The 13,174-nt window shown below is 48.1% G+C and carries 14 protein-coding genes; 7 read left to right on the forward strand and 7 right to left on the reverse strand.

What is annotated here, in order from left to right:
* Positions 1 to 8: 8 nt before the first annotated feature.
* The 3 genes from LEPBO_RS0110605 to ftsZ all read left to right on the forward strand — a co-directional run bounded on the left by LEPBO_RS0110605 (position 9) and on the right by ftsZ (position 2,852).
* Positions 9 to 401 carry a DUF4168 domain-containing protein gene (locus tag LEPBO_RS0110605; protein WP_017287541.1) on the forward strand — a complete coding sequence of 131 codons (393 nt, stop codon included), beginning with the start codon at positions 9 to 11 and terminating at the stop codon, positions 399 to 401.
* Positions 402 to 605: 204 nt separating this feature from the next.
* A complete protein-coding gene (locus LEPBO_RS0110610; protein WP_017287542.1) occupies positions 606 to 1,418 on the forward strand; it encodes a cell division protein FtsQ/DivIB in 813 nt (270 codons plus the stop codon).
* Between the two features lie 120 nt (positions 1,419 to 1,538).
* A complete protein-coding gene (gene ftsZ / locus LEPBO_RS0110615) occupies positions 1,539 to 2,852 on the forward strand; it encodes a cell division protein FtsZ (protein ID WP_239741313.1) in 1,314 nt (437 codons plus the stop codon).
* 79 nt (positions 2,853 to 2,931) lie between these two features.
* On the opposite strand, the gene LEPBO_RS0110620 is transcribed toward ftsZ, so the two are convergent.
* On the reverse strand, positions 2,932 to 4,161 hold the full coding sequence (locus LEPBO_RS0110620; protein ID WP_026148546.1) for a molybdopterin molybdotransferase MoeA: 1,230 nt from the start codon (positions 4,159 to 4,161) through the stop codon (positions 2,932 to 2,934).
* Between the two features lie 56 nt (positions 4,162 to 4,217).
* Here LEPBO_RS0110620 and mtnA point away from each other — a divergent pair, with 56 nt between their 5' ends.
* Positions 4,218 to 5,264 carry an S-methyl-5-thioribose-1-phosphate isomerase gene (gene mtnA / locus LEPBO_RS0110625; RefSeq protein ID WP_017287545.1) on the forward strand — a complete coding sequence of 349 codons (1,047 nt, stop codon included), beginning with the start codon at positions 4,218 to 4,220 and terminating at the stop codon, positions 5,262 to 5,264.
* Here the strand turns inward: mtnA and LEPBO_RS0110630 are convergent.
* Both LEPBO_RS0110630 and LEPBO_RS0110635 read right to left on the reverse strand, forming a co-directional pair.
* Positions 5,247 to 6,113 carry a tetratricopeptide repeat protein gene (locus LEPBO_RS0110630; RefSeq protein WP_144056185.1) on the reverse strand — a complete coding sequence of 289 codons (867 nt, stop codon included), beginning with the start codon at positions 6,111 to 6,113 and terminating at the stop codon, positions 5,247 to 5,249. The genes mtnA and LEPBO_RS0110630 overlap by 18 nt on opposite strands.
* Before the next feature lie 129 nt (positions 6,114 to 6,242).
* On the reverse strand, positions 6,243 to 6,923 hold the full coding sequence (locus LEPBO_RS0110635; protein WP_026148547.1) for an exonuclease: 681 nt from the start codon (positions 6,921 to 6,923) through the stop codon (positions 6,243 to 6,245).
* A 300-nt stretch (positions 6,924 to 7,223) separates the two neighbouring features.
* Here LEPBO_RS0110635 and LEPBO_RS0110640 point away from each other — a divergent pair, with 300 nt between their 5' ends.
* Positions 7,224 to 8,465 carry an S-layer homology domain-containing protein gene (locus tag LEPBO_RS0110640; RefSeq protein ID WP_017287548.1) on the forward strand — a complete coding sequence of 414 codons (1,242 nt, stop codon included), beginning with the start codon at positions 7,224 to 7,226 and terminating at the stop codon, positions 8,463 to 8,465.
* 168 nt (positions 8,466 to 8,633) lie between these two features.
* Here LEPBO_RS0110640 and LEPBO_RS0110645 read toward each other — a convergent pair whose 3' ends face one another.
* The gene (locus LEPBO_RS0110645; RefSeq protein ID WP_017287549.1) at positions 8,634 to 9,863 is read right to left on the reverse strand and encodes a GAF domain-containing sensor histidine kinase; all 1,230 of its coding nucleotides are present in this window, start codon (positions 9,861 to 9,863) and stop codon (positions 8,634 to 8,636) included.
* A 323-nt stretch (positions 9,864 to 10,186) separates the two neighbouring features.
* On the opposite strand from LEPBO_RS0110645, the gene LEPBO_RS0110650 reads away from it, so the two are divergent.
* On the forward strand, positions 10,187 to 10,504 hold the full coding sequence (locus tag LEPBO_RS0110650; protein WP_036044536.1) for a DUF3155 domain-containing protein: 318 nt from the start codon (positions 10,187 to 10,189) through the stop codon (positions 10,502 to 10,504).
* A 195-nt stretch (positions 10,505 to 10,699) separates the two neighbouring features.
* Here the strand turns inward: LEPBO_RS0110650 and LEPBO_RS0110655 are convergent, their stop codons facing one another.
* Both LEPBO_RS0110655 and LEPBO_RS0110660 read right to left on the reverse strand, forming a co-directional pair.
* Positions 10,700 to 11,218, reverse strand: a complete 519-nt coding sequence (locus tag LEPBO_RS0110655; protein ID WP_017287551.1) for a cofactor assembly of complex C subunit B — start codon at positions 11,216 to 11,218, stop codon at positions 10,700 to 10,702.
* A gap of 73 nt (positions 11,219 to 11,291) precedes the next feature.
* Entirely contained in the window at positions 11,292 to 11,684 is a 393-nt protein-coding gene (locus tag LEPBO_RS0110660; protein WP_036045667.1) for a PadR family transcriptional regulator, read from the reverse strand.
* 598 nt (positions 11,685 to 12,282) lie between these two features.
* Here LEPBO_RS0110660 and LEPBO_RS42860 point away from each other — a divergent pair.
* Positions 12,283 to 12,432, forward strand: coding sequence for a hypothetical protein (locus tag LEPBO_RS42860; protein WP_154660826.1), 150 nt, complete (start codon positions 12,283 to 12,285; stop codon positions 12,430 to 12,432).
* Between the two features lie 88 nt (positions 12,433 to 12,520).
* Here the strand turns inward: LEPBO_RS42860 and LEPBO_RS0110670 are convergent, their stop codons facing one another.
* Entirely contained in the window at positions 12,521 to 13,171 is a 651-nt protein-coding gene (locus tag LEPBO_RS0110670; protein ID WP_017287554.1) for a response regulator, read from the reverse strand.
* Positions 13,172 to 13,174 lie beyond the last annotated feature (3 nt).

Genomic DNA, 13,174 nt, shown 5'->3' on the forward strand with positions numbered 1-13,174 from the left:
TTAGAGTGATGTTAGCGATTGCAGTCGTATGTTTCTGCGTTCTAGCTAACCCTAGCGCACTTTGGGCAGCCACAGAACCTGCCGAAATCTCGATCGTATCCGATGCAGTTGCTAGTCCGGGGATCAATGCAGATACGATCCCATCTGAGAAGTTAAATCAGTTCGTGCAAGCGTGTCTACAAGTCGTTGCCTTAATTGAGCGCCGAGAAGGAGAACTACAAGCCGCAGAAACCGATTCAGAATCCGTCAGAATCCAGCAAGACATCGAAGCCGACGCGATCGCCATCATTGAAAAAGCCGGACTAACCCGTCAAGAATATTTGCAACTTTTAAGCCTCGCCAACGTCGATCCAGATTTCGGAGAAAGAGTCGCCACCCTACTACAAGAAACCCCAAGCTAACCCAGTCCCCACTCCCTACTCCCCACTCCCCACTCTCTTCACTAAAAAACCTTGCACTTTCAAGGAAATCGATTAAAGTAAACCTCTGAAACCCAAGACCGGAAAGGACACCAGGTTTGACCATTTAAACCTTGAGTTCCATCCCCAGTCCTGTCAGAATGGCTTCATTCAGTTTCAGTCCGCTCTTGTTGCCTCACGCACTCCATGACAAGCATCGCCCCCGTGTCTCGCATCGAACTTTCCCAGCGTCGCAAAACCTTGCGTCGTCAACGTCGGACTCGATTTTTTCAAACCAGTTGGCGCAATATTGCGATCGCATCGCTTGCCATTGGCGCAGTTTGGGTTGCAACTTTACCAGAATGGGTGATTCGCAAACCAGAGCAGGTTACAATCAAAGGCAATCGATTTATCTCTGAGCAGACAATTCGTAATCTGTTACCGATCGCCTACCCGCAATCGCTCTTAAAGGTTCAGCCACAAGCGATTTCAGATGCTTTAAAAGAAAAAGCTCCCATCGCTGAAGCGACTGTCGATCGACAATTGATGCCACCGAGTTTGACCGTCCGAGTGCAAGAGCGCATTCCGATCGCCCAAACGATCTCCAAAACCGCTCAGCCCGGATTGTTAGACGAAACAGGTATGTGGATTTCGCAAGACAATTACAAAGCCTTAAATCCCAATCTGCAACTTCCCCCTCTGAAAATCGTGGGTGATCCAGAGCAATATCGATCAGACTGGTCAGAGTTTTATCGCACTCTGCGCCAAAGTCCTGTAAAAGTGCTTGAAGCAAACTGGGAAGATCCGACAAATTTAATTCTCAAAACAGAACTGGGTGCGGTACAGTTTGGTGTCTATGGCTCTAAATTTCCGACGCAGTTAAAAGTATTGGATCAGATGCGGCGACTGCCCAACCGCGTCAGTTCGGGTCAAATTCTGTCGATCGACCTAAGAAACCCGAATTCTCCCACTGTGCAAATGAATGCGACGAAAACTCCGGTAAAATTAAGTACTCCATAGAGCAAAAAGTGTGGAAAAATTTCCATTCCAGTTGCCGCGAGTCCTGCTAAGCTAATGTGCTAATCGAGTTCAGTCGTTTTTTAGACTTCTCTCTGTTCATCTCCACCGCTTGTAATCCCAATGACGCTTAATCATAATGAGTCGAATTCCAACCCAATGACGCTGAATCACCCGCAAGAGCAAGGCTACGTAAGCTCGAATGTGGAAGGTCAGCCGAATAATTTTTCGAGTCCAGATAGCTCGAATCCTTTTAATTCGGGTCTGTACCATGCCCAAAATAATGCCGGTTTAAAGGCGGTTCCTGAAGATGGAAGGAGTGGGGATATCGTGCCAGGAAGTGTTGCAAAGATTAAGGTAATTGGCGTTGGTGGCGGTGGCAGTAACGCGGTCAATCGAATGATTGCCAGCAATGTCTCAGGCGTTGAATTCTGGTCAATTAATACCGATGCTCAAGCTCTTGCTCAATCGACCGCCTTGAAACGGTTGCAAGTGGGTCAAAAGTTGACCCGTGGCTTAGGTGCAGGGGGTAATCCTGCGATCGGTCAAAAAGCAGCCGAAGAATCCCGTGATGAGATTGCAGCAGCTTTAGAAAATGCGGATCTCGTCTTTATCACAGCAGGCATGGGCGGCGGCACAGGCACAGGGGCAGCACCGATCGTGGCTGAAGTTGCAAAAGAATTAGGAGCTTTGACCGTTGGAGTCGTGACTCGTCCGTTTACGTTTGAAGGTCGTCGCCGAACCGGGCAAGCAGAAGACGGGGTTTCAGCGCTTGCAAGCCGAGTCGATACGCTGATTATCATTCCAAACGACAAGCTATTGACAGTAATTTCCGAGCAAACGCCTGTACAAGAAGCATTCCGAACTGCGGATGATATTTTGCGGCAAGGGGTTCAAGGCATTTCCGACATCATTACGATCCCTGGCTTGGTCAACGTTGACTTTGCAGATGTGCGCGCCGTGATGGCAGATGCAGGATCAGCTTTGATGGGCATCGGGATCGGATCTGGCAAATCGAGAGCGAGAGAAGCAGCAGTGGCGGCGATTTCTTCACCGCTGTTAGAAGCGTCGATCGATGGTGCAAGAGGAGTCGTCTTCAACATTACAGGCGGTTCAGACTTGACCCTGCATGAAGTGAGTGCCGCAGCCGACATCATCTATGAAGCGGTTGATCCGAATGCGAACATTATTTTTGGCGCGGTGATCGACGATCGCTTACAAGGCGAAGTGCGGATTACCGTGATTGCCACCGGATTTACGCAAGAAGCACAGCCTCAAGCTGTGGGTAAAGGGGCAGCAGCTCCCGCAAAACCGCGATCGATTAGTGCGCCTGCGGTCAGTCCGAATCCTGTACAGCCTGCGGCTGAACCCCAAAAGCCTGGAAGTGGTGGTTTAGATATTCCTGAGTTTCTACGTTCTAGAAGAAAACCGCAATAATTCCATATTTTGCAGAGTCAGAAGTCGGGGTTTTAGTAAAACTCCGGCTTCTTTGCTGTTTGGTAATCAAATCAGATGTTCAAATCAAAAGAAATTTGACCGCTTCGCCAGCATTGATCGCAGTTTCCCCAATTGCCATCACACCTAGCGCATTCGTTCCTGCTAAATGAATCAGATTCCCGGATAATCGGCTGCCTCCAGCAGGTGTGAATTGAAATCCACCTTGTTCGATCGATACAGATCCCCACAAATACAGTTCTCGCTTACCATCGGATTTCAAATCATGAGTTGTCGTTGCCGTGAGAAATTTCGGCTCCCATCCCTGCGCCAATCCTGATAATTTTTGAATTGCAGGTTTTGCAAATCGCCAAAACGTGACGAATGCGGAAGCCGGATTACCCGGAAGTCCAAAGTAGAGAGCCGCATTCGGAAATGTTGCAAAAGTCAGCGGTTTACCCGGCTTGATTGCGATCGCTCTGACCTGAATTGTTGCACCCAATTTTTCTAAAATGCGATCGACATAATCGTAATCTCCCACAGAAACCCCGCCTGAAGAGATCACGACATCAGCCGACTCGATTGCATGAGCGATCGCATCTTCTAAGACTTTGGGATCGTCTTGAACAATCCCAAGCGAAATCACTTGCGCGCCCAGTTCAGCCACCAGCGCTTCTAATCCGTATTGATTCGAGTCAACAATTTGCCCAGGTTGCAGCGGTTGATTCGGCAAAACTAATTCGCTCCCCGTCGAAAGAATTGCCACGCGGGGACGGCGAAATACCGGAACCTCAAGACATTGAGCCGCAGCAAGAATCGCGATTTCAGGTGCTTTGAGAACCAATCCAGGCGACAGTAATGGATCTCCCGCTTTGCAATATGTTCCTTGATAGCGAACGAAAGCCCCGCGATCGCGGGGTGGCGTCAAAATCGAAACTCGATCGCCTTGTCGAGTCGTATTTTCTTGCATAACGATCGTATCTGCCCCTTGAGGGAGCATCGATCCAGTGAGAATTCTTGCAGCTTGTCCTGATTGAATCGTTTTTTGAGGGGGAGAGCCTGCCGGAATTTCTTCAATGATGTCAAGCGTTACAGGCGTTTTCACATCCTCGAATCGCACAGCATAGCCATCCATTGCGGAGTTGTCCCAGTGGGGAAAGTCGAGCTGACTACTGATCGACGCTGCCAGAATGCGATCGCGTATCCGTACAGCAAAGCTATCGCCACCGTCCTCTAATTTCACGACCTCCACATCCTGAATCACCTGAACCGCATCAAAAATAAGCTTTTCTGCTTCCTGAACTGATAGCATCAGCATCAACCCCAAATCGCCGTAAGATAATCAATACTTCAGAGTAAAGCGAATCTATGCTGCCGAATCAGGTTTATCCCGTTGTTTGGAATCACGATCGCGTGTTGCTGATCGACCAGAATCGTTTGCCGAGCGAGTACACCTTGGTTGAAATTAGCCGCTGCGATGACATGGCACATGCGATTAAAACGATGATTGTTCGGGGTGCGCCCGCGATCGGCGTTGCTGCCGCTTATGGTATGTATCTGGGTGCAAGAGAAATTGAAGCGACAAATCGAGACCAATTTTTAGCAAAATTAGAGCGAGTTGCAGAACAATTGCGATCGACTCGTCCAACAGCAGTAAATCTATTTTGGGCGATCGAGCAAATGCTGAAAACAGCGCGGCACACGATCGGATCGCTCGATCATCTGAAGCAAGCTTTACTCGATGCAGCACAACGAATTCAACAGGCGGATTTAGAAACTTGTCGATCAATTGGCGATCACGGACTCGCAGCATTGCCCCCCGGAAAGTTGAGACTTCTAACCCATTGCAATGCGGGTGCTCTGGCAACGGCGGGATATGGAACAGCATTGGGCGTTGTGAGATCGACTTGGAACGCAGGTCGTTTGGAACGACTTTATGCCGATGAAACTCGCCCCCGCTTGCAAGGTGCAAGACTCACAGCTTGGGAGTGTGCTCAAGAAGGAATTCCAGTCACAGTGATTACCGATAGCATGGCGGCTCACTGTATGCAGCGAGGCATGATTGATGCAGTAGTTGTGGGAGCCGATCGCATTGCCGCAAATGGAGATGCAGCGAACAAAATCGGAACTTACAGCGTCGCACTGATTGCGAAAGCACACAATATTCCGTTCTTTGTAGCGGCTCCCGTTTCAACGATCGATTTCAATATTGCCAGCGGAAAAGACATTCCGATCGAGGAACGCGATGCGTCTGAGGTGTATCAAGTCGGCGAAACAATGCTCTGTCCCCCTGGAGTCGAGTATTACAATCCAGCGTTTGATGTGACTCCAGCCGAATTAATTACGGCGATCGTGACCGAATTCGGAGCCTTTCCACCGGAGCGAATTCAGGCAGAATTAAGTCCGATCAGTTGACACGTCGCGCACTGGAATCACGGGTTCGACGGGTTCGATCGGATCTAAAGTTTCGAGCGGGGGTTCGGGTTCGATTTCGACTTGAGGAGCAGGCTGAACTGGAGGAACTTCTGGCTCGATTGGAGATGCAGGTTGAGTCTCTTCATTTCCAGAGTGGCGAACGATGGGCGCATCCTCTTTCGGTGTCCAGATTGGACGTTGCGATCGCGCAATCTTCGGCAATTCTGGCAAATTCTGCTCTATTTCTTTGAGGGGCTTCTTAGGTTCAACTGGATTTTTAAATGTTTCATCGCGCAGTTCGCGATCGCGCTGAATCTGCTGGCTCAGCGAATCGTACTGCTGGTTCGCCCAATACTCATTGTCTAATTGCCGTAATTGCCTTGCAGTTTGAAAAGCCTGTTGCCATTCGCGTTTTTCAACCTGAGATTGGGCAGTTCTCGTCAGAGATTCGCCCTTTTCCCAAACAGATTTCCAAGCTTTGATTTTTGGATCTTGCGGCAGCACTCTCAGCATTGAAATTGCTTTATCCAAGTTTCCGGCTTGAAATTCGGATTCTGCCTGAGTGATCAATTCCAGTGACCAGCGTTCGATCAAGCGTTGACTTTGCTCGTAATACGGATCGTCAGTTGCAACATTGTCTAAAAGCTCGATCGCGGCAGCTAGACTTTCGGGAGTTTGGCGCTGAGCGCGTTGTTGAGCACAATGCAGCCGAGTCGAAATCTCTGTGTTTTCAGAGAGAGAATCACATGAGATGGAAACCGGAGTATTAAGAAATCCGAATGCGATCGTACCAATGCCCAATGGCAAACTCACCAACCCAGTCAGACAGGCTTTTTCCAACCGATTCATCGGCTCTGCTCCTGAAACGCTTGCTCTCAGAGTTGGCAATTTCAGAAACGAATTCTCTATACAATCGTTAAAATTCATCTTGACTTTAACTGATCGCCCTTCAGTAGTTCGCTGCGATCGAGGATCTTTTCAACGAAAATAGCCCTGTCGTCTCCAATACTGATGAACCCGCGCTTCCCACTGCTGCCAATACTCTTCGATCGCACTTGGCTCGAACCAAAACACCTCCGCAGGCATCTCTGGAATCGCAACGACGAGCAAAGCATGGCGAATATTCAGGTCATAGTCGCGATAAAGCTGGTTCACTGCGCCACAATACGCCACAATCTGCAGCGGGTAGTCAAACAAGCGATCGACTGTTTTTTTGGGTCGATCGCTGGTCTTCCATTCACAAATACAAGGCACACCCTCATAGCTGGCAACGCAATCGACGACACCTGCGTAACCCAGTTGATCATGAATCACGACACCTTCGACCAGCCGCACTGCTTCTACCGCTTGGACAATCGGCTCCACACTTTCCCAATACGGGCGAATCGACTCAGGACACTCCACCTCCTGACCTTGCAGAAATTTTTGAATATAGCGATGCGTTCCCGTACCGCGCCGACTCGCTGATTTGGTAATTTCTGCCGCCTGTTCTACTCCAATCCGTTGCTGCCAACTGAATAATCGATCGCGATCCTCACGGGACTTCGTTGCATTCAAAATCGTCGTCACACTGGGAATCCGCAAGCCTTGAGAATTCACATAAAACTGCTTCCCCGCTTCCCGGACAGATTTCGACTCATAGCGAGGCAATTCAGACACCGATTTCTCCTTTTGAAAACATGCTCGATCGTATCGGAAAATGAAACGAAGAAACTGCAAAACATCGAGTTTCTTCAACCACTTTGGAAAGTGTCCTAAGTTTAGAAACTTCTTAAGGAATCGAGCGGTCATAGGTGAATATAAAGAGTAGATAACTGAGCGAAGAAACCGCATCTCCTACTAAAGAAATAGAGATCAAATTGATTATTTCTACCGCAAGATGCAGGAACTTTTCAACTCAATCAAACATCTACTTAGTTAACAAGAAAAAACACTCTCTCGCTTGGGGAACCGCTACCTATGTATAGCTCTGTAAAATCTGGTTTGGCTCTAACTTTAGCACTCGGCACAATCGCAGGCGCAGCGGCTCCAATGGTAATGACCGCACCTGCTTCAGCACAAGCTGCCTTCTCTGATGTCGCGTCTGATAACTGGGCTTCTCCTTTCATTCAAGAACTCGCTTCTCGTAACATTATTGCTGGATTTCCTGATGGCACTTTCCGACCGAATGATCCGGTCACTCGCGCTCAATTTGCAGCCTTGCTTCTCAAAGCATTTCCCAATGCTCAGCGAGTGAATACTCCGATCAATTTCGCAGATGTTCCTAGCAATTATTGGGGTCTTCAAGCCATTCAAACTGCGTATGCAACTGGCTTCTTAGCAGGCTTCCCCGGTGGCACTTTCCGACCCAATGACAACATTCCTCGCGCTCAAGTCCTAGTATCCCTCGCGAACGGTTTGCGATATGCCAGCACTCAACCGGCTGACAGTTTGCTTGACCAAGCTTATTCTGATGCTTCCAGCATTCCTGGTTTTGCGCGCAACAGTATCGCGGCTGCAACTGAACGCCGCATCGTCGTTAACTACCCGGATGTTCGTTTCCTTAACCCGAACCAAACTGCAACGCGTGCAGATGTTGCTGCGTTTATCTACCAAGCCCTTGTTAGTACTGGACAATTAGCTGCGATTCAATCTCCTTACATCGTCGGTCAAGTTGCACCTCAACCGCAAGCGATCAACATTCCTGCCGGAACTGCCATTCCTCTGCGCTATGCAAATGCTGAACGGATCTTGCTGGCACAAAATGAACCGCAACCCACTCCGATCACGCTTACAGTTGCTCAAAACATTGTCACTGCTGATGGTACGGTCTTGATCCCATCAGGTAGCCAAGTCTCTGGTCAATTAACCGTGTCTCAAGGTGCAGCACAGTTTACTGCGTCTGAACTGACGTTGACCAATGGTCAGAAGGTTGCGATCGCAGCGACTTCTGATCCGATCACCACAACTGAATCGATCCGCCGTGGCGCAAACACAGGCACAATCCTCAAAGATGCTGCATTAGGTAGCGCTGCTGCTGCGGGTATCGCAGCTGTTACAGGCGATCGTAACGTCAGAGCAGGTGAAGTTCTTATCGGCACAGGAGTCGGTGCATTAGCTGGCCTGATCTTTGGCGGCGATCGCATTGACCTGATTTCAATTCGCCCCAACGCAGATCTCAATCTCCGTCTCACCAGCGAATTGATCTTGCCTCGCTCATAATTCGTAGCGACTCTGCTGACCAAGATCTAGGGCGATCTTGAGCTGTGAATACTCAAAAAGATCGGGAGTGGGGAGCCACTCAAAGAACGATTCCTCCTCCCCACTTCACAGCTCAGGACTGCCATCGGTCTCAATCTTCTGAGTTTCAGAAGACCCAAGACTTAGATCTCAAGACTCACGCTCGCGATGAGTCTGAAGTATCACTAAAAAACTTGTCCCCTGTTTAGGGGGCTGGATGCCTTGAGGAATCCAGCCCTCTTTTTTCAATGGGCTGAACCCCTGAATCGAGCCATTCATCTGTTCCACCAATCGACGCGCGATCGCTAACCCCAACCCCGTGCCTGGAATATCTCCCTTTGCCTGCACTCCCCGATAATGCCGCTCAAACAAGTGCTCTAAATCTTCCGGTGGAATTCCCAATCCGGTATCACTGACCCAAATACAGATGCGATCGTAATGAGAATATGCCCTAATATGCACTTCTCCGCCGCTAGGCGTATATTTCAATGCATTATCGATAAGATTACTCAATACCTCTCTTAAAGCCCCAGAATTGGCGGAAACAAGGGGCAGAAATTGTGGTATTTCTGTTCGCAGGAGAAGATTGCGATCTTGCGCGATCGCACGAGCCGTTTCCACTAAGGGCAGCAAAATCTCGTGAATCGAACAAGGCGCTAATTCTAAACTTGATGCCGTCAGCACTCCAGCCGGAAGCAAGGGAATCGGGCGGATTGGATTTTCTGATAAAGCATCCACGGGATTTAAATCGATCGCTTGGTCAAATTGCTGTAAGAGTTCCTGCACGCGATCGCTCTCCCGCAAGATACTGCCTGCAATATTGCGATTCGGATCTTCCGGCTGTAACCGCTTCACTAACAATTTGCCAAACGTTCGCAATGCTGTGACGGGACTTTTCAACTGATGTAGCAAATTATCTAAAACGTCATGCTGCTGCGTTTGCATCGAGCGATGTTGTCGCTGAGCCTGATCCAACCACTGCGCCCGTTGATCCATCACACAAGCGAGGGCTAACGTACTCGCAACTCGTTCAACTTGCGATCGCTCCCAAGTTGTCCAAGGTCGATCTTCGCGCTCTGTCACTAACAACCCAAAGACTAATTCTTCATGAATCAACGGCAAGACGAGTTGCCGGGGTTGAACCAGTCCTGTTGTCACTAGATCCAGTTCTGGAATGTCCGAGGAAGGAAGAGCCAAACGGTTCGATCGCTCCAATGCCACAGAATTATCCGGATACGCTGCAACTGGGATCAAACGGGCTTGAGAACTTTCAACTAATTCTTCCGTTAGATAGATTACGCTTAGTGAAGCGCCTAACGCCTGAGTCAGCAATGCAATTTGTGATCGACACAACTCAATGAATTCGGAACTTGTAGGCATTAGCATCGACTTTTCTGCCGGATGAATCTAAGAAATAGGATTGACGTTGAGTAATTTTTCTTATTAATTTAATAGATAGTCCTGATCCCCAACTCTTTCGCACCAGTTTTTCTTAACTTTTGCCCGACTTTCCGCAACTTTTGCTGACGTAAGCGCTCATTTTAGTCGTTACATAGCAAAAGAACTCGGAAAACAACCTTAAGAAATTATGTAGATGCGTTAAGAGAAGTTGAAATCCAGGGCTGAAGCTGATATATTTTCGACGGATTTTGTAACGATCATTACAACTTTTAGGCAGTTTGGAACTTAAGGAGGTACGGGGTTTGGCAAGGAGACGTAAGCGGAAAAGTCGTCGTCGGCAGGAAGGAAGACGGATCTTAGAAAGCGTTCCTCAGTTTAGCATTGAGTGTGGCGAAGATAAGCCCGTTACCGCTGCCCGCAAGTTTATCCACGCTGAAGGCATTCTGCCGCCTGCGCTGTTACTGGTTAAGAGAAACGAGCATACTACAGATCGCTATTTTTGGGCAGAGAAAGGTTTGTTTGGCGCACAATACGTCGAAGAAAATCACTTTTTATTCCCAAGTCTGAGAACATCTGAGGATGAAATCGATGCGGTTGCTGTTCCTTCACGGAGCCGCTAAGCGTTCAGATCTCGATCCGGATCAAGTTCGAGTTTTCCAAATTTTGCTTGCCCTGAATGCAGATTTGGTGGTAGTGCCAGTCGCTACTGACCTAGTTGGGCAAGCTAAACTCAGTTACCCAGCATTCACTTCATCAAAGCTCTCCTCAACGCAACGAGGAGAGCTTTTGTCTAGAAATTCCCGTCTAAAAATTTTCTATTCCGCTTGCAGTTCCAACGATCGCTGCAATTCTGCCAATTCATCACGATGTGCTCTGACAGTAATCACACTGCGCGCATCTGTGCCCCCTTCCAATTTCAGCGAAACCTGCTCCACTCGCTCTGCCCCTTTCCAATAAAAAACACCAGCTAGAGGCGACACGAACAACAAGCCCCACCAGAAATTCGACCCATCGGGTAGCACCATCGTCAGGACTAACGCAAAACACAGCGCTCCCACCGAAGCAAGCAGCGACAAAAATACCGCCAGGAAAACGCTTGGACGGACAACTCCTTCAAACGTCACCTGATTTAAATCGGCATCGATCGCAGCTACTCGGTAAGAGCGCTGTCCAAAATATTGGCGCAGTTGCGCCATCAGAGAATCTTCAGGCTGCTCAGAGAGCAATCGCATCTCCTGGGTTCTATCTTTGACTGAGGCGCGAATGAAGAAAAACAGCCCAATCATTAATAGAACCGTGAGGAGAAACGTCGAGGCAATTATAGGCTGATTCATGGCGCAAGAAGACAAAATCCCAGTTACACCACAAGTTTAGACAACAATGGGGATCATTCTCAGATCTCCACTGTTATTTCTCAGCCCCACTGACTGCGGGCACGCCCGAATTTTCTCGTGCATTTTCGCGTTTAACGGCATACTCTCGCCAAAGCCGAGCCAGATCTTGCGCCTGCTGCATTGCCTCAGACTTAATCTGATACATGCGGCGAGGACGACCCCGACCTTCGACTTTTTTCCAGTAGCCGGTGACCATTTCTTCGTCTTCAAGAAACTTTAGGGCACTATAGAGAACCGTATCCGATAAGCGGTACAGCGGATATTCGGTTTCGAGCAATTGGATTAGCTCGGTTCCGTAGGAGTCTCCGCGTAAGAGAACCGCTAACACATAACAGACCGCCAGTTCTTTATTGAGATAGAAAGGGGGCGGATCTTTGAAAAATTGATAGATATCCTCAAATTTCATCTGTCTGATTCCAGGCATGTGAGAAACGACTTGTTTGAGAAAGCGATCGATTAAATCAATTCAATCAATCGAAATCACAATGAGTAGGGTCATAACCCTACATTAACAATCACGCGATAGGGTTTGCCGTCCTCCCAAAGGATTAATCCTCCTGCGTGAAATATTAAATTAACGCGAATTGCCGAGATATGTAGGCGAGTTTGGGAAACTCTACAATTCGCGGAGTACCCACATCGCAGGATCAAGTTAATGATTCGCGAAGTTGGGGGTTATCATCGCAGCACCGTTGCTTTGAACGAGCCAAAATGAGAAATCAGTGGTTAAGAAGCAGGAAAGCAATGTGCCTTTCTGAACTTGTCTATTCGTAGATCAAGCTGCGCATCTCAAATCGTCTTCTTAAGCAGTAATTTCTTTAACTGGCTTAACTGACTACAAATTGTACATCTTGATTCTAAACTTGGATCGTTAATTTGTGGGTCTTGAAGTAAATTAGTTTGTACTGTAATCGATGTTGGGTTAGGGATTTGATGCTATTTGAAGAATTATTGCAATTCTGGTGAATCTTTTTCATGATCCTTACGGTCGATTCAGGATGTTTATGGTCGAGCTAAGCTTATCTTCTGCCGTTTTGGGACTTCGGATCGACATTTCAGAAATTCCAGAATCGCGCCTGCTCATCAGCGGTCTTTCTACCGAGAAAAATGATGAATTTTTGGCAAATGCGCCACAGATCGGGAACAAACTTTAAAGAATAGCTTCAACAATTTGCGCAATTCGGTTTAAGCTTCATACCCGAAACAATCGAAGAAATTTTATTTTCTCTAAAGCTAAAATTTTCAGACTAATCCTGTTCTCAAAGCAACAACCGCAGCTTGAACTCGATCGTCTACTGCGAGTTTATTCATGATGCCTCGTACATGAGTCTTCACGGTGTTGGGACTGAGATAAAGCTTTGCGGCAATTTCTGGATTGCTCAAGCCATCAACCATTAATTTGAGGACTTGATGTTCACGTTGGGATAATTGCCCGATCGTATTGTCCGCTGCGGGGGGTTTGAGATGTTCGATCACGCGACGGGCAATTTGGGGATCAAGATAAGTCGCGCCCTCACAAGCTGCTGCGATCGCAGCAATTAAACGCGTCACATCTGCGCCCTTAATACAGTAAGCATCCGCTCCACTTGATAGCGCTGCAATAATTTCGTTCTCAGACGTATGCGAAGTCAGCATGACGATCCGAACATTCGGGAGTGCAGCTTTGATCTGCTGTGTTGCAGCAATGCCATCCAATCGAGGCAAGCCAATGTCCATGACAACCAGATCGGGGCGATGTTTGAGCGCCGCTTCAACTCCCAAATAGCCATCATTGGCTTGATCGACGATTGTTAACTCTGGATAGTCCTCTAAGGACTGCTCCAACCCCAATTGCATCATAGGGTCATCTTCTACAATCAAAACCCGTAAAGCTGGAAGGGTGATTGATGACATAGA

The organism is Leptolyngbya boryana PCC 6306 (assembly GCF_000353285.1).
GTDB classification, from domain to species: domain Bacteria; phylum Cyanobacteriota; class Cyanobacteriia; order Leptolyngbyales; family Leptolyngbyaceae; genus Leptolyngbya; species Leptolyngbya boryana.